Origin of the sequence: Pantoea brenneri, from assembly GCF_038594305.1 — a bacterium.
Classification (GTDB): Bacteria; Pseudomonadota; Gammaproteobacteria; order Enterobacterales; family Enterobacteriaceae; genus Pantoea; species Pantoea brenneri.
The window spans coordinates 118,903-134,572 of the sequence record NZ_JBCGBG010000003.1 but is presented as its reverse complement, the minus strand read 5'-3'; the positions used below and the strand labels follow the sequence as shown (position 1 = coordinate 134,572).

Annotated in this window: 14 protein-coding genes and 1 tRNA gene; 10 read left to right on the top strand and 5 right to left on the bottom strand. The window is 57.7% G+C overall.

The window, feature by feature from the left end; all coding sequences use genetic code 11:
• Window positions 1-103 precede the first annotated feature (103 nt).
• The 6 genes from aspA to AABB92_RS14190 all read left to right on the top strand — a co-directional run bounded on the left by aspA (window position 104) and on the right by AABB92_RS14190 (window position 5,833).
• A complete protein-coding gene (gene aspA, locus AABB92_RS14215; RefSeq protein ID WP_031375472.1) occupies window positions 104-1,540 on the top strand; it encodes an aspartate ammonia-lyase in 1,437 nt (478 codons plus the stop codon).
• 111 nt (window positions 1,541-1,651) lie between these two features.
• Window positions 1,652-2,953 (top strand): anaerobic C4-dicarboxylate transporter, encoded by a 1,302-nt coding sequence (locus AABB92_RS14210; RefSeq protein ID WP_031375473.1) that lies wholly within the window; start codon window positions 1,652-1,654, stop codon window positions 2,951-2,953.
• Between the two features lie 64 nt (window positions 2,954-3,017).
• A complete protein-coding gene (cutA, locus tag AABB92_RS14205; protein ID WP_031375474.1) occupies window positions 3,018-3,332 on the top strand; it encodes a divalent cation tolerance protein CutA in 315 nt (104 codons plus the stop codon).
• Window positions 3,308-5,008, top strand: coding sequence for a protein-disulfide reductase DsbD (locus AABB92_RS14200; RefSeq protein ID WP_031375475.1), 1,701 nt, complete (start codon window positions 3,308-3,310; stop codon window positions 5,006-5,008). Before cutA ends, AABB92_RS14200 begins: the two co-directional genes overlap by 25 nt.
• A gap of 63 nt (window positions 5,009-5,071) precedes the next feature.
• Complete coding sequence (dicD, locus tag AABB92_RS14195) at window positions 5,072-5,650, top strand: division control transcriptional repressor DicD (RefSeq protein ID WP_031375476.1); 579 nt, start codon at window positions 5,072-5,074, stop codon at window positions 5,648-5,650.
• A 107-nt stretch (window positions 5,651-5,757) separates the two neighbouring features.
• Window positions 5,758-5,833, top strand: a tRNA-Phe gene (locus tag AABB92_RS14190).
• A gap of 573 nt (window positions 5,834-6,406) precedes the next feature.
• On the opposite strand, the gene AABB92_RS14185 is transcribed toward AABB92_RS14190, so the two are convergent.
• From AABB92_RS14185 to AABB92_RS14175, 3 genes are all read right to left on the bottom strand, one after another.
• Window positions 6,407-7,576 carry a Gfo/Idh/MocA family protein gene (locus AABB92_RS14185; protein WP_046288569.1) on the bottom strand — a complete coding sequence of 390 codons (1,170 nt, stop codon included), beginning with the start codon at window positions 7,574-7,576 and terminating at the stop codon, window positions 6,407-6,409.
• A 10-nt stretch (window positions 7,577-7,586) separates the two neighbouring features.
• On the bottom strand, window positions 7,587-8,510 hold the full coding sequence (locus tag AABB92_RS14180) for a sugar phosphate isomerase/epimerase family protein (RefSeq protein ID WP_046288568.1): 924 nt from the start codon (window positions 8,508-8,510) through the stop codon (window positions 7,587-7,589).
• A gap of 150 nt (window positions 8,511-8,660) precedes the next feature.
• Window positions 8,661-9,686 carry a LacI family DNA-binding transcriptional regulator gene (locus AABB92_RS14175; protein ID WP_031375477.1) on the bottom strand — a complete coding sequence of 342 codons (1,026 nt, stop codon included), beginning with the start codon at window positions 9,684-9,686 and terminating at the stop codon, window positions 8,661-8,663.
• A gap of 335 nt (window positions 9,687-10,021) precedes the next feature.
• Between AABB92_RS14175 and AABB92_RS14170 the strand changes: the two genes are divergently transcribed.
• The 4 genes from AABB92_RS14170 (at window position 10,022) to AABB92_RS14155 (ending at window position 13,357) form a co-directional block, all read left to right on the top strand.
• The gene (locus tag AABB92_RS14170) at window positions 10,022-11,059 is read left to right on the top strand and encodes a Gfo/Idh/MocA family protein (protein WP_031375478.1); all 1,038 of its coding nucleotides are present in this window, start codon (window positions 10,022-10,024) and stop codon (window positions 11,057-11,059) included.
• 24 nt (window positions 11,060-11,083) lie between these two features.
• A complete protein-coding gene (locus AABB92_RS14165; RefSeq protein ID WP_031375479.1) occupies window positions 11,084-11,968 on the top strand; it encodes a sugar phosphate isomerase/epimerase family protein in 885 nt (294 codons plus the stop codon).
• Window positions 11,969-12,188: 220 nt separating this feature from the next.
• Window positions 12,189-13,052: a glutathione-dependent disulfide-bond oxidoreductase gene (gene yghU / locus AABB92_RS14160; RefSeq protein ID WP_031375480.1), complete on the top strand. Its 864-nt coding sequence runs from the start codon at window positions 12,189-12,191 to the stop codon at window positions 13,050-13,052.
• A gap of 11 nt (window positions 13,053-13,063) precedes the next feature.
• Window positions 13,064-13,357 carry a DUF1330 domain-containing protein gene (locus AABB92_RS14155; RefSeq protein ID WP_031375481.1) on the top strand — a complete coding sequence of 98 codons (294 nt, stop codon included), beginning with the start codon at window positions 13,064-13,066 and terminating at the stop codon, window positions 13,355-13,357.
• A 57-nt stretch (window positions 13,358-13,414) separates the two neighbouring features.
• Here the strand turns inward: AABB92_RS14155 and AABB92_RS14150 are convergent, their stop codons facing one another.
• Window positions 13,415-14,509 (bottom strand): YncE family protein, encoded by a 1,095-nt coding sequence (locus AABB92_RS14150; RefSeq protein ID WP_031375482.1) that lies wholly within the window; start codon window positions 14,507-14,509, stop codon window positions 13,415-13,417.
• Window positions 14,510-14,693: 184 nt separating this feature from the next.
• Entirely contained in the window at window positions 14,694-15,632 is a 939-nt protein-coding gene (locus AABB92_RS14145) for a LysR family transcriptional regulator (protein WP_046288567.1), read from the bottom strand.
• Window positions 15,633-15,670 lie beyond the last annotated feature (38 nt).

The following is a 15,670-nucleotide window of genomic DNA, read 5'->3' as shown; positions in this document are numbered from 1 at the left end:
CGTGCTCACCAGTATGAAGACGGATAAAATGTCGTTACGGGTACACCACGACAAAATAAACACATCATCTGTGATGGTTAGCGGCAACAACAAGAAGGTTATCATGGCGAACAACATTCGTATCGAAGAAGACCTGTTAGGTATGCGCGAAGTACCGGCGGATGCCTATTATGGCGTTCATACTCTGCGTGCGATTGAAAATTTTTACATCAGCAACAGTAAAATCAGCGACATACCCGAATTTGTCCGCGGGATGGTGATGGTAAAAAAAGCGGCGGCGATGGCCAACAAAGAGCTGCAAACGATCCCCCGCAACATTGCCGATACCATCATTCAGGCCTGCGATGAAGTGCTCAATAAAGGCCGCTGCATGGATCAGTTTCCGGTGGATGTCTATCAGGGTGGTGCTGGCACCTCGGTCAACATGAACACTAATGAGGTGCTGGCAAACATCGGTCTGGAACTGATGGGCCACCAGAAAGGTGAATATCAGTACCTCAACCCTAACGATCACGTTAACAAATGTCAGTCGACCAATGACGCCTACCCGACCGGTTTCCGCATCGCGGTTTACAGTTCGCTGCTGAAGCTGCTGGATGGCATCAGCCAGCTGGCCGACGGTTTTGAGCGTAAGGCTGACGAGTTCCAGACCATCCTCAAAATGGGCCGAACCCAGTTACAGGATGCGGTGCCGATGACGCTGGGTCAGGAATTTCACGCCTTCAGCGTGCTGCTGAATGAAGAGACCAAAAGCATTCTGCGCACCGGCGAGCTGCTGCTGGAAGTGAACCTCGGCGCGACCGCCATCGGTACCCGCCTGAATACGCCGGACGGTTATCAGCACCTTGCCGTGCAGCGTCTGGCGGAAGTCAGCAACCTGCCGGTGGTGCCGGCGGAAGATCTGATCGAAGCGACCTCAGACTGCGGTGCCTACGTGATGGTGCACTCGTCACTGAAACGCCTGGCGGTGAAGCTCTCTAAGATCTGTAACGACCTGCGCCTGCTCTCTTCCGGTCCGCGCGCTGGCCTGAATGAAATCAACCTGCCGGAGTTACAGGCCGGTTCGTCGATCATGCCAGCCAAAGTCAATCCGGTAGTGCCGGAAGTGGTTAATCAGGTCTGCTTCAAAGTGATCGGCAACGACATCACCGTCACTATGGCTTCCGAAGCCGGTCAGCTGCAGCTGAACGTAATGGAGCCGGTGATTGGCCAGGCGCTGTTTGAATCGATCAGCATCCTGACCAACGCCTGCTACAACCTGCTGGAGAAGTGCGTCAACGGCATTACCGCCAACCGCGCGGTGTGCGAAGCCTACGTCTTTAACTCAATCGGTATCGTCACCTACCTTAACCCGTATATCGGCCACCATAACGGCGATATTGTCGGCAAAATCTGCGCCGAAACCGGTAAAAGCGTACGTGAAGTGGTGCTGGAGCGCGGCTTGCTGACCGAAAGCGAGCTGGACGATATTTTCTCGGTCCAGAACCTGATGTATCCGGTTTATAAAGCGAAACGTTATACCGACGAAAACGAGCAGTAAGGTTTAACCGACGCTGGTTTACTAAAGGCACACCGCGATCAACACGGTGTGCCTTTTTCTTTGGTAAACAGCACAACTGATAATCTCAGGTTAAATTCTCAGGAGTGATGCATGTTTGTGGTTGAGCTGCTGGTCGTCTTACTGGCGATCTGGTTGGGTGCGCGCCTTGGCGGCATTGGCATTGGGTTCGCTGGCGGCATGGGCGTGCTGATCCTGACGCTGGGCTTTGGCCTGCCGCCGGGCATGATCCCGTTCGACGTGATCGAAATTATTATGGCGGTCATTGCGGCTATCGCGGCCATGCAGGTCGCCGGCGGAATGGATTATCTGGTCAGCCTCGCCGAACGGCTGCTGCGCCGTCATCCGCGTCACGTCACGCTACTGGCACCGCTGGTAACCTATCTGATGACGCTGCTGGCGGGTACCGGTCATACGGCCTTCTCGACGCTGCCGGTAATCGCTGAAGTGGCGAAAGAGCAAGGCGTCCGCCCTTCGCGCCCGCTGTCGATCGCCGTGGTCGCTTCGCAGATCGCCATTACCGCCTCGCCCATTTCAGCGGCGGTGGTATTCTTCGCTACCCTGCTTGAGCCGCGTGGCATCAGCTACATTACGCTGCTGGCTATCGCGATCCCCTCGACCATGGTCGGCCTGTTTCTGGCCGCGCTGGTGACCAACTTCCTCGGTAAAGAGCTGAAGGATGATGAGGTCTACCAGGCGCGACTGGCGAAAGGCGACGTTACGCTGCGCGGTGCCAGCGTCTACCAGCCCAAACCGGGCGCGAAAAAATCGGTGCTGCTGTTTCTGCTCGGTATCATCGCCGTGGTGGTCTACGCCACGCTCACCAGTGCCAGTCTTGGCCTGATCGCCAACCCGCTGCTGCCGCGTAATGAAGCGATTGTGGTGTTTATGCTGACTATCGCCACCCTGATCAGCCTGACCTGTAAACTGGATACCAGCGAGATCCTCAGCGCCAGCACCTTTAAGTCCGGCATGAGTGCCTGTATCTGCGTGATGGGTGTCGCCTGGCTGGGCGATACCTTTGTTAAAGCCCACCTGGCAGAGATCCAGATGGTGGCCGGCGATATGCTGAAAACCTACCCGTGGATGCTGGCGCTGGTGCTGTTCTTCGCCTCAATGCTGCTCTACTCGCAGGCGGCAACCACTAAGGCGCTGATGCCTGCCGCCTTGCTGCTGGGCGTGTCGCCGCTTACCGCCATCGCCTCGTTTGCCGCGGTTTCGGCGCTGTTCGTCCTGCCGACCTACCCGACTTTACTGGCGGCCGTGGAGATGGATGACACCGGATCGACCCGGATTGGCAAGTTTGTTTTCAACCATGCCTTTATCATTCCCGGCGTGATCGCCATTACGCTGTCGGTGATGGCGGGCTTTGTCTTTGGCGGGTTGCTGTTATAGCCCGATAATCGCGTCGCTGACTGAGCGTGCTATCATCGGGGCTCTTTTAAACAGGAGCATTACGATGAACGCCATCGTTGTCCTTTGCACTGCACCCGATCAGGCGACGGCGCAACGTCTGGCCGCCCTGGCGCTTGAGGCCAGACTGGCGGCCTGCGTCACGCTGCTGCCGGGTGCTACCTCGTATTACGTCTGGCAGGGTCAGCTCGAACAGAGCAGCGAAGTGCAGATGCTGCTGAAATGCGATAGCGATCACCAGCAGGCACTGTTCGATCTGCTCAGGCAGGCGCATCCCTACGATGTGCCTGAACTGCTGGCGCTTCCGGTTCAACATGGAGACAGTGAATACTTGTCATGGCTGCACGCATCTCTCGCTTAATTACGCTGCTGCTGGTGCTGTTTATCAGCCTGCAGGCGCACGCATCGCTTTTTTCCAACCCCGCCAGCAGCCGCTTTGTCCCGGTCGATCAGGCGTTTGGTTTTGATTTCGACCAGCAGGGAGCGCAGCTCAACCTGCACTGGAAAGTAAAAACGGGCTACTACCTCTATCGTCAGCAGATCCACGTCACGCCGGCCAACGCCACGCTGGCACCGCTGACGCTGCCCGCCGGTCAGCCGCACGAAGATGAATTCTACGGCAAGAGCCAGATCTATCGGCAGGATCTGACGGTGCCGGTAACGCTACAACAGGCCGCCCGTGGGGCCACGCTTAGCGTCACCTATCAGGGCTGTGCCGCCGCCGGATTCTGTTATCCCCCCGAAACCCGCACCGTGCCGCTGAGTCCGGTAGCGGCCAGCACTGCTGCTGCGCCGGTTAATACCGCGCCTGCACCAGCCACGCCGCTGCCGTTTTCACCGCTGTGGGCGTTGCTGATCGGCATTGGCGTCGCCTTCACGCCCTGCGTGCTGCCGATGTATCCGCTGATTTCCGGCATTATTCTTGGCGGCCAGCGCCACTATTCTTTTGGCCGACTGTTTGCGCTGGCGATGGTCTATGTCCAGGGCATGGCGCTGACCTACACCCTGCTGGGTCTGATCGTGGCGGCTGCCGGGCTGCGTTTCCAGGCAGCCCTGCAACATCCGTGGATGCTGTCGGCACTGTCGGCGCTGTTTATCGTGCTGGCGCTGTCGATGTTTGGTCTGTTTACGCTGCAACTGCCGGCCAGCCTGCAAACCCGCTTAACCCTGTGGAGCAATCGCCAGCAGGGCGGCTCGCTGCCAGGCGTATTTTTGATGGGCGCGCTGGCCGGTTTAATCTGCTCGCCCTGCACCACCGCGCCGCTCAGCGCTATTCTGCTCTATATCGCCCAGAGCGGTAATTTATGGGCCGGCGCCGGTACTCTCTGGCTCTATGCGGTCGGGATGGGCTTACCGCTGATCGCCGTGACCCTGTTTGGCAATAAGCTGCTGCCGAAGAGCGGACCGTGGATGCAGACGGTAAAAGAGGGCTTTGGTTTCGTTATCCTGGCGCTGCCGGTTTTCCTGATGGAGCGGGTGCTGGGCGACCTGTGGGGACTGCGGCTGTGGAGCCTGCTGGGCGTGGCCTTTTTTGGCTGGGCGTTCAGCGTCAGCCTGCGCGCCAGCAGTGGCAAGTGGCGCGTCGTACAGATTATCGTGCTGGCCGCCGCACTGATCAGCGCCCGTCCGCTACAGGACTGGGCCTTTGGCGGCCCGGCGCAGCAGCAGGCTGTCGCCCACCTGCCATTCCAGACCGTCCAGACGCCGCAACAGTTGCAGACGGCGCTGCAACAGGCCAACGGCCGCATCACCATGGTCGATCTGTATGCCGACTGGTGTGTTGCCTGTAAAGAGTTTGAAAAATACACCTTTAGCGACAGCGCGGTACGCGATAGCCTGAGCCGGGTGCAGCTGCTACAGGCCAACGTGACCGCCAATAGCGCCAGCGATAATGCGCTGTTGCAGCATCTTCAGGTGCTGGGATTACCGACCATTTTATTCTTTGATGCGCAAGGCCACGAGATCGCTGACTCGCGCATCACCGGGTTTCTCAATGCCGCCGATTTCCGGGCACATTTGCAGAAACTCACCCCGTAAACAACACTGGAGTCAGGCTTGTGTCCGGCGAACAGCCGGGCCTGCATACCAGAGGAGAGTCACTTGCAGCGTGAACAAATACTCGAGCATGCACTGAATGTGCTTGAACAGAACGGCCTCGCCGCCACCCTCTCATTGGAAACCCTGGCGGGCCAGACCGACCTTTCTCTCGATCAGCTCCGGCTGTTCTGGCCCGATCGTGACGCCCTGCTCTATGATGCGCTGCGTTATCACGCTCAGCAGATTGATACCTGGCGGCGTCAGATCATGCTGGATGAGACGCTGTCGCCGGACCAGAAGCTGATGGCGCGTTATGAAGTGCTAAGAGAACACGTCAGCAAAGGCCGCTTCCCCGGCTGTCTGTTTATTGCCGCCTGTAGTTTCTATCCGCAGCCGGATCAGCCAATTCATCAACTGGCGGAACAGCAGAAGCGCGCGTCATGGCAGTTTACGCATGAGATTCTGCTAGACCAGGCGCTGGACAACCCGAGCATGGTGGCCGATCAGATGGAGCTGATTCTGGAAGGTTGCCTGAGTAAACTGCTGGTGAAGCGCAACGTGCAGGATGTCGCCACGGCTCAGCGGCTGGCGGAAGATGTTTACAGCATTGCGTTGTGCCGTAAAAACGGCGCGCTGGCCTGAGGTTTTACCCGCTTTGACTGAAAATCAGGCAATCAGTCACGTTTCCCGTGGTTTTTTGGTGAAAGCCGTTGACGCCCAGCGGCCTTTACGGTTTAATGCGCCCCGTTGCCCGAATAGCTCAGTCGGTAGAGCAGGGGATTGAAAATCCCCGTGTCCCTGGTTCGATTCCGGGTTCGGGCACCATATTTAAAGAACCCGCCTCTGGCGGGTTTTTGCTTTTCAGGACGGCGAACCCGGCTTCGAAGGTTCGATGTACTCGCCACTTCCCTGTGGCTCGCCCTGCGGGTCTGCACGCCAGCGTGCGATGAAAAAATGCTCCCGGCATTTTTTTCCGGGTTCGGGCACCCTATTCAAAGAACCCGCCTCTGGCGGGTTTTTGCTTTTCAGAGCAACGAACCCGGCTCCGAAGGTTCGATGTACTCGCCACTTCCCTGTGGCTCGCCCTGCGGGTCCGCACGCCAGCGTGCGATGCAAAAATGCTCCCGGCATTTTTGTCCGGGTTCGGGCACCATCTTTAAAGAACCCGCCTCTGGCGGGTTTTTGCATTTCAGAGCAACGAACCCGGCCTCGAAGGTTCGATGTACTCGCCACTTCCCTGTGGCTCGCCCTGCGGGTCCGCACGCCAGCGTGCGATGCAAAAATGCTCCCGGCATTTTTTTCCGGGTTCGGGCACCCTATTCAAAGAACCCGCCTCTGGCGGGTTTTTGCTTTTCAGCGCGGCAAACCCGGCTTCGAAGGCTCACGCCACGCCTTGCCTCAGCATTCGACCCATACCGCACCGGCATCCGCCGATTTCACGCACTGCGCCACCCAGCGCACGCCCATCAATCCGGCATGCACATCGGGATACCAGAAATCCTGCAGGAAGGCGCTGTCGCCACGATCGCTGGCATCCATCGCCAGCGCGAAGCGACGATAAAGATTGGACCAGGCTTCAAATAAACCCTCTGTATGCCCTCCGCCAATGCGGTCCTCCTCCAGTGCGCGCGGGCTGAGATACCCCATGCCACGCTCCAGAATCCGCACCGGTTCGCCCTGCACTTCATAACGCAGCTGATTTGGCTGTTCATCCCACCACTCCAGGCTGGCTTTAGCGCCCACCACCCGAATCTTCTGGCCGTGCATTGAGCCAGCATTCACCGCCGAGGCCCACAGCGTGCCAACTGCGCCGTTGTCATATTCCATCATCACAAAGGCGTTATCTTCCAGCGGCGCGCGGGTGGCGACAAAACTCTGACGAGAACAGAGCAGCCGCGTCACTTTCAGCTGTGGCAGCATCGTTTCTGCAATAAACAGCGGATGCGTAGCGAGATCGCCCAGCACATAACTCGGGCCGACAAAGCGCGGATCGACCCGCCAGCGGGTGCTTTCACTCTGTAACTCCACCGCCTCGTTGTGGAAGCCGTGAGCAAACTGCATATTGACGATGCGGATCTCACCCAGCGCACCGGCAGCGATCATCTCACGCGCCTGATGGACCAGCTGATGTCCGGCATAGCCGTAGGTCACGCCGACCACCTTCTGCTTCTCCCGGCTCAGCTGTTCCAGCTCATCCGCCTCTTCGACGGTGAAGCAGAGCGGCTTCTCGCACACCACATGCAGTCCGGCGTTCAGCGCTGCCCGACAGATGGCGAAATGGGTATTGTTGGGCGTGGCGATCGAGACCGCTTCTATCCCGTCTTCCCGTTCGGCTTCTGCGGCAAACAGGCTGGCGTAATCGGGATAACAGCGGTCTGACGCCACGCCAAGCGCATTGCCAAATTCACGCCCGCGTGCGACATCAATATCAAACGCGCCTGCCAGCAACGAAAAGTTGCCGTCACGCAGCGCCGCTGAACGGTGGATATACCCAATCTGGCTGGTCCCGCCGCCGCCAACCATGCCCCAGCGCAACGAGCGATTCAGTGCTTTTTTACCGTTAATCATGATGTTGTCCTCAGAATCCGATTGAGCGCAGGTAGTGCAGGCTGGCGGTAACATCAGCCAGGCTGGTGTCGGCCTGGCGCGGGTCACGCTCCTGTTCGATGGTGATCCAGCCCTGATAGTCACGTTCTGCCAGCAGAGCACGCACCGCCGGATAGTCGATCGCGCCCTGCCCCAGCGGACACAGTACGCCTTCAGCGCAGGCGCTAAAGAAGTCGAGTCCACGCGTAATGGCGTCGCGCCACCGCTGATGATGAACGTCTTTGAAATGCAGATAGTCGATGCGCGCCCAGTAACGTTGCAGCGCGTCAATCGGGTCCATCCCGGCATAGTAGAGATGGCCGATGTCGAGACATAAACCGGCCACCTGATGCGGAATATCGTTCACCAGCCGCGCCAGTTCATCGGCGAACTCAATACAGCCACCCGCATGCGGATGGATCACCGCTCGCACGCCATACTCCTGCCAGGCGATCTGACTCAGAATGGTGATGTGCCGCATCATGCGATGCCACGCCTCATCGTCGAGCCGCGGCGATTTTTCCGACTGACCGGCATATTTCGCCCGCTGCGGATTGCCAAAATCGATGATCACCAGATAAGGCGGCGGCGCGTTAACACCTGCGGTTTTTGTTGCAGTCGGGACCTGCGCCAGGTTGCGGCACAGGTTGTGGGTCAGCGTCACCAGCGCCGGAAAATTCGCTTCACTGACTAAATCATCAAAAATGGTGCCCGCCACCAGCGACAGGCCATGATGATTAAGCTGCCGGGTCAGCTCATCGGGATCGGTTGGCAGGTAGCCCCAGGGACCCAGCTCGATACTTTGGTAGCCCGCCTGCGCGGCCTCCGTCAGTACTTTCTGGCAGGGCGGCAGCCATGGATTATTCGGATCGTCTACGCCCCAGCTGCAGGGCGCATTTGCAATGTGTAGGGTCATGATATCTGCCTGTGCGATGAGAACAGCTGGCAGTATCAAATAAAAATTTCATCACAGACAACAATGAAAGTTTCATTTTTTGATAGCGATCGCGTTTAATAACTTCATTTTATGATAGCTTTCTATCATAAATGCGTTAAAACTGCTGTTTTACAGGTTTTCGCGCGTCACCAGTTCGAACGGTACGGTCACCTGGGCAAAGTTACCGCGTTGCTCGCTCCCGCCGTTCAGGCAGGTGGCGATCACCGCATCGGCCATCACATCAATCCGGTGCCGCAGCATCAGTGATATCGTGCCGTCAATCAGCGCCAGCTCATCGCCGGGCAGCGGACCGTGGCACAGCAAATCAATCTGACGGCGGCCGCTGTCTCGCAGGGCCTGCACCACACCTTCAATGCCACCGCAGGGTGCATAAATCATCACCAGATCATCATGCTGCTCCAGTAACTGGCGGGTGGCCTGATAGCCGCCTTCATTTGATTCATGGGTTTTTAACGGCTCAAGCACCCGCTGGCTGACGCCCGATTCACGCAGATAGGAACGGAAGCTGATCTCGCTGCTCTCCTGACAGGTAAAGCGATGGTCGCCAAGCAACACGCCGACGCAGCCCGGCTGACGCAGCAGATGTTGCGCCATCCAGGCGGCGGTTCGCCCCGCCTTCTGATTATCAATGCCAATAAAACCGGCGTGCTCGCAGGGCGAAAAATCTGACAACAGAGCGTAGACCCGCACGCCCAGCCGCGACACATCCTGGATAGCGTGACGGATTAAGGGATGATCCAGCGCCACCAGGCCAATCACATCGTTACGCTGCGCGAGCTGGCGCAGAGAGCTGGCGACCGCCTCCACTTCATGTATGTCGTGCCAGCGAAATTCAGTTTCGCTGCCTGCCGGCTGATGCCCGCGCGCCCGCTGTTGCAGCGCCTCACTCAGCTGCTGATAAAACGAATAACGGGCCGGCAGCAGGATAAAACCAAAACGCAGCTGAGCCGCAGCGGGTTGCGTCTCAGGCAGGCTGTACACCGCAGGCAGCCGATAGCCGAGCTGTCGGGCCGCCGCCAGCACCTTCTGCTCGGTTACGCTGCGCACCGGTGCCCGGCGGTTCAGTACCCGATCGACCGTCGCCACCCCTACGCCTGCCGCGTCTGCAATTGCCGTCATGGTTACTTTTGACATCATCCTTCTCCCGCTGTCGATCCTCATTTGCCGAAATGGGCAGTTCCCCTTCAGCGTTTTCTCTGCCGTTGCGCGGCAGCAGTTAATCCTGTCATGACCAGGCACATTTTCTCTCATTTTTTTGATAGAAAATACGTCATTACTTTGATCACCTTCGCAAAATGAAATTTTCATTTCTTTTTTGATTCTTTTTAAAACGGACATTTGCTAAAACGGGTAAAAATCTGGCGTTAACTTCCCTGATGGAATCGCATCATCAAATGATTAGAGCGGTGGCAACAGGCTTTCTATAGTGGGGTTCTGACTGGACCCTGCACGCAAAAGAAGGAATGGGTATGTTTCCCTCAACGCTTCCCACCCCACGCTTACCCGATGCCCGAACTCTGCCGTCGCTGCGCTGGGGAATTATCGGTCCCGGCTGGATTGCCGACCATTTTGCGCATGCGCTACGCCACCATACCGACCAGCAACTGACAGCCGTGGCGGCGCGTAATCCGGCCAAAGCTCAGGCGTTTGCCGAAAAGTGGTCAATTGCGTATGCCGCCAGCAGCATGGATGCGCTGCTGGCGCGTGAGGATGTCGACGCGGTCTATATCGCCACGCCGCATAATCACCATTTTCCGGATGGCCTGCGCGCTATCGCGGCCGGAAAGCACCTGCTGATTGAGAAGCCGCTGGCGCTGAATGCTCAGCAGGCAACGCAGCTGAAGCAGGCGGCCGCAGCCTGCAACCTGCTGTGTATGGAAGCGATGTGGTGCAACTTCGCAGCGAAATATGACGTAATCCGGCAGTTACTGGCGGATGGTGTGCTCGGCGAGGTTCACACCCTGATTGCCGATCACGGCGAATTTTTTACCGCGGATCACCGCATCTTTAACCACGATCTGGCAGGCGGGCCGATGCTCGATCTCGGCAGTTACCTGGTGGCACTCAGCGTGTTTATCGGCGGTGGCGCGCCCGACAGCATCATCGCCAGAGGCCAGCCGGTGCCCGGTGGCAGCGTAAACGGTCAGACGTCAATGCTGCTGACGCATCGCCACGGCATGCATTCGCTGCTGAATACCACACTGTTCAGCAACACGCCTGGCGCCGCGGTGATTGCCGGCAGTGATGCCAGCCTGGTGCTGGAGGGGCAGTTCTATGCGCCAGGCAATTTTCGCCTCACCTCCAGCGAGGGTCGCCACAGCCTGTACTGGGAAGAACCCGCCAACCGCTATCTGCAGCTGTGTCATGAAATCAACCACTTCGCCTGGTGTATCGGGCAGAACCTGACTGATTCGCCGATCCACTCGCTCGACCAGGCGATTACTACCCTGGCCACCATCGACAGCGTCAGGCAGCAGATCGGCGTCACCTTTAATGAAGAACAGTAACGTTAATGTTTCCGGAGCAGACAGATGAAAATCGCTTTTGATGTGGATGTGATTAAAGACCTGGGCATCACCCGCATGGTCCATCAGGTGGCTGACTGGGGGTATAAATATATCGAACAGTCGCCGCATCCGCAGATCAACCCGTTTTATAAGCATCCCAAAGCCAGCCGCGAAATCATGACTGAATATAAAAACGCGCTGCGCGCCACCGGGCTGGAGATCTCCTCTTTTATTGTGGTCTATCGCTGGTCCGGTCCGGACGAGCTGCGCCGCCAGGCGGCAGTGAAAAACTGGAAACGGATGATTGAGATTGCGGTTGAGATGGGCGTGCAGGTGATCAACACCGAACTCTCCGGCACGCCTAATGAGCCGGAGATCTGTGAAGAGATGTTTTATCGTTCGATGGAGGAGCTGCTGCCGATTATCGAACGTGAAGGGATCCGGGTCGAGATTCAGGCGCACCCGTGGGATTTCTGCGAAGAGAACAACGAAACGGTGGATATCGTGAAGTCGTTCCGCAGCGATAACGTCAAGTACATCTACAGTGCGCCGCATACCTTCTTCTACGACAAAGGCAAAGGCGATGTAAAACCGATGCTGGAGTATGCCGGAGACGATCTGTCGCACATGCTGATCGCTGACACCATGAACCACACCAAACATTGCCGCTACATCGTTAACCCGCCCGGCGTTGATGCCACGATTCACCAGCACGTCGGCGTTGGCGAAGGCGAAGTCGATTTCGATACCCTGTTCCAGACGCTGCGCGACACTAACTTTGCCACACGCAGTTACAAAGTGGGTGGTGAGCCGATCATCGCCGCCTCGCTGTTTGGTTACCCGGAAAAGATGAAGGTTCAGGCAGTGCAGACCCGCGAACTGATCGAGCGCGAGTTACTCAGCAAATAACCTCACCCGGCCGCAGCCAGTCGCGCTTTGCCGCCTTTCTGCCCGCCTCGCCATCCGCGCGGCGGGCACGGTTTGCCCTTCATCTCTCGCGTCGCCCTCAGCCGATAACCCACACGGCAGGCAACGGGCCAGGCCGCGATCACCGCCAGCAGAGTTAAACCGGCTTTTATTCACCTGCTACACTCCAGACAAACATCACACCACAAGGCGAACCTTCACTATGTCGGAAAATGCATATCAGCCCGCAAAAGTCTGGAGCTGGGATCCCGAAGCAAAAGGCAACGGCGCTAAAACCAATCGCCCGTTCGCTGGCCCTACCCATGAAAAAGCGCTGCCGGTCGGCAAGCATCCTTTGCAGCTCTATTCGCTCGGCACGCCGAACGGCCAGAAAGTGACCATCCTGCTGGAAGAGCTGCTGGCGCTTAACGTGATTGATGCCGAATATGATGCCTGGCTGATCCGCATCGGCGAAGGCGATCAATTCTCCAGTGGTTTTGTTGAGGTTAACCCTAACTCCAAAATTCCGGCGCTGAGTGACCACTCCGCCACGCCGCCGATTCGGGTCTTTGAATCGGGCAATATCCTGCTCTATCTGGCAGAAAAATTTGGCTACTTCCTGCCAAAAGATCTGGCGCAACGTACCGAAACACTCAACTGGCTGTTCTGGCTGCAAGGCTCTGCGCCTTATCTCGGCGGCGGTTTTGGCCATTTCTATCACTACGCGCCAGAGAAAATTGAATACGCCATCAACCGCTTTACCCTTGAAGCCAAACGTCAGCTCGACGTGCTGGATCGTCAGCTGGCCGATAATCGCTATCTCGCCGGTGAGGATTACACCATCGCCGACATCGCGACCTGGCCGTGGTACGGCAATCTGGTGCTGAATGACCAGTATGGCGGCGCCGAATTCCTCGATGTGCAGTCCTATAAAAATGTGGTGCGCTGGGCGAAAGAGATTGCTCAGCGTCCTGCCGTGATCCGTGGCCGCAAGGTTAACCGTGTAATGGGCGACCCGGCCGATCAGCTGCATGAGCGTCATGATGCATCTGACTTTGATACCCAGACCCAGGATAAAAAAGCTTAAGGAGACACCCTGTGAGTGCTTACGTTGTATTTATTCGTGATAACACCCTGAACGAAGATGAAATGGCGATCTACGCCGAGAAAGCGGGCCAGGCACGCGGCGATCACCCGATCAACCCGCTGGCCTTTTATGGCGAACTGGAAACGCTGGAAGGCCAGGAAGCGGAAGGTGTGGTTATTCTGGAATTCCCGAGCCGTGAAGCGGCACATGCGTGGTATAACAGCCCGGAATATCAGGCGGCCAAAGTGCATCGTCTGAAAGGGGCGAACTATCGCGCGATCCTGGTTCAGGGTATGGAAAAATAAAAAAGGGACGCTGCGGCGTCCCTGAATTTTCAGGCGGCAACCTGCCGCCTGCGTCTGTCATTCCAGCCCGATCCGCACCACGCTGTCCGGCCCCTGGCTGCTGTGATCCGGATTAAAGCCCTGCTTCACCGTCACATACAGGGTCTGACCATCAGGTGATACCAGCAGGCTGTTTGGATGACTGTCAAACGACCAGCTATTTTTCACCGCATAGGTGGTGCCATCCAGCTGCAGCACTTTCTTCGACTCACGCTGACTGATGTAGATCTCATTGCGCTTGCCGTTAAATTTAATCCCCAGTGAATCCCCGAGATCCAGACGCTTAATCACCTTGCCGCTGCGTTCATCAAACACCAGCGTATTTTTAGCTTTTGAATTATCGGTGACGAACAGCCGGCCAGTCGCCGGATCTTCGGCCATATTGAGGAACAGATACTCTTTGCCATCGCCCGCGGTCAGGCGCTGTTCAATTTTGTTATTGCGCGGATTGATCACCAGGATTTCGCCGCTGCCGTTGGCCGCATAAATCCGATCGCTGACCGGAGAATAGATGATGCCGGTGACCCATTTGCCGGCGTTTTTAATCCGGGTTTTCAGCGTCAGGGTTTTCGCATCCACCACCCAGATCAGACCGGGATCGCCGACGCCGCCGACATACAGCAGCCCGTCGTGCAGGAAAATTTCACGTGGCCCGAACGGCAGACCTTTTTCATTCTTCTCGCTGAACATCAGGCGCTTCAGCACCTTACCGCTTTCCGGATCGATAGCAGAGATGCCGCCATCCAGCGAATTAGTGGCGTAAAGTGCGCTGCCATCAGGCGCGCTGGCCAGCCCGAAGTTCTTCAGGTCGTAATGCCCTTCGCCGGTGGTCTTCAGCGTGGTGGCATCCAGCCGATAGATCATGCCGCCGCTGACATCTTTAAATCCCTGGGCGCTGGCCACATACAGCGCATTTTTTGCCGGCAGGTAAGCCATTTCATACAGACCTTCGCCCAGCTCACGCTGGGTCAGATGGCCCTGGCCGGTGGTTTCTACCGTAACCGGCGTGCTGGCATCTGCTTTTCGGGCTGGCAGCTGACATGCCGTCAGGCTGAAAGTGGTGACAATCGCCAGGGCGAGTGCCGCTTTGCGCGGGCTGAATAAGGTTTTCATTCTTAACTCCAGTAAGGGGCGAACGGCTTCCATCAGGCCGCAGCACGGCGGGAAGACACAGAATAAAAAGAATGAGAATCATACTCATTAGTAAAAAAGATGTAAACGCAGCGGTGGATTGAGGGCTGCTCAGCGCCGCGTGTCGCAGGCTATCTCCGGCCGTCGACGACAACCCCGTCAGGGTTCACGGCCCGACCTGCAAATGCTGTTGCAGAAACGTGACGAAGGCGCTGATGCGCGCAGGCAATTGCCGTTGCGCCTGCCAGACGGCAAAAATATCGCCATCCGGTGCCTGCCAGTCCGGCAGTACCGGCAGCAGATCGCCCGCGGCAATGCTGTGCTGCGCATCCCACCACGAACGCAGCAGAATGCCGTGTCCATCCATCGCCAGCCGCATCGCCACTTCACCATCATTGGTAATCAGACTGCCGCGCACCTTCTGGCTGACACTCTGCTCACCGCACGTCAGCCGCCACAGGGTGAAATCGCTGTCGTGCTGGCGCAGCAGAATGCAGTTGTGCTGCGCCAGATCGCGCACCGTCTCCGGCAGGCCATGCCGCGCCGCGTAGGCCGGAGAGCAACAGAGAATACGCGGATTGGTGCGTAACTTGCGCGCCACCAACCGGGAGTCAGGCGGTTCGCCGACGCGGATATCGATATCCATGCGCGCGTCCAGGAAATTGAGCGGCTGACTGGTGAGCTGCAGTGACAGGGAAAGCTGCGGATGCAGCGCGGCAAATGCCGACACACAGGGCGCAATATGACGACGGCCAAAACCAAACGAGGCGTTAATGTTAAGCGTGCCGCGCAGCTGCGCCGTTTCGCCGCTCACCGCCTCTTCCAGTGCCGCCAGCTGGTCCAGCAGCGGACGCGCCCCCGCCAGATAGCGCCGCCCTTCCGGCGTCAGCTCCAGCCGACGGGTGGTGCGGCGCAGCAACTGCACGCCGAGCCGCTGCTCCAGCTGGCTCAGTCGTTTGCTGACGGCCGCCAGCGACAGCCCGAGTTCACGGGCGGCGGCGGTCAGGCTGTCCAGCGCGGCAAGCCGTACGAAGAAAGCGAGGTCGTCGGTTGAGGTGCGGGATTCTCTACTTTGATTCAACACTGGATTGCGCTTCAGGCTCATTATTTCCCCGGAATCGACAGTTATACTGCGTACACAAT

Bases quoted from the DNA above. Each gene is read 5' to 3' on its own strand.
- aspA (WP_031375472.1), top strand. From the start codon at position 104: ATGGCGAACAACATTCGTATCGAAGAAGACCTGTTAGGTATGCGCGAA.
- AABB92_RS14170 (WP_031375478.1), top strand. From the start codon at position 10,022: ATGTTTCCCTCAACGCTTCCCACCCCACGCTTACCCGATGCCCGAACT.
- AABB92_RS14185 (WP_046288569.1), bottom strand. From the start codon at position 7,576: ATGATTAACGGTAAAAAAGCACTGAATCGCTCGTTGCGCTGGGGCATG.
- AABB92_RS14180 (WP_046288568.1), bottom strand. From the start codon at position 8,510: ATGACCCTACACATTGCAAATGCGCCCTGCAGCTGGGGCGTAGACGAT.
- AABB92_RS14210 (WP_031375473.1), top strand. From the start codon at position 1,652: ATGTTTGTGGTTGAGCTGCTGGTCGTCTTACTGGCGATCTGGTTGGGT.
- AABB92_RS14150 (WP_031375482.1), bottom strand. From the start codon at position 14,509: ATGAAAACCTTATTCAGCCCGCGCAAAGCGGCACTCGCCCTGGCGATT.
- AABB92_RS14145 (WP_046288567.1), bottom strand. From the start codon at position 15,632: ATGAGCCTGAAGCGCAATCCAGTGTTGAATCAAAGTAGAGAATCCCGC.
- yghU (WP_031375480.1), top strand. From the start codon at position 12,189: ATGTCGGAAAATGCATATCAGCCCGCAAAAGTCTGGAGCTGGGATCCC.
- AABB92_RS14175 (WP_031375477.1), bottom strand. From the start codon at position 9,686: ATGTCAAAAGTAACCATGACGGCAATTGCAGACGCGGCAGGCGTAGGG.
- cutA (WP_031375474.1), top strand. From the start codon at position 3,018: ATGAACGCCATCGTTGTCCTTTGCACTGCACCCGATCAGGCGACGGCG.
- AABB92_RS14200 (WP_031375475.1), top strand. From the start codon at position 3,308: ATGGCTGCACGCATCTCTCGCTTAATTACGCTGCTGCTGGTGCTGTTT.
- AABB92_RS14165 (WP_031375479.1), top strand. From the start codon at position 11,084: ATGAAAATCGCTTTTGATGTGGATGTGATTAAAGACCTGGGCATCACC.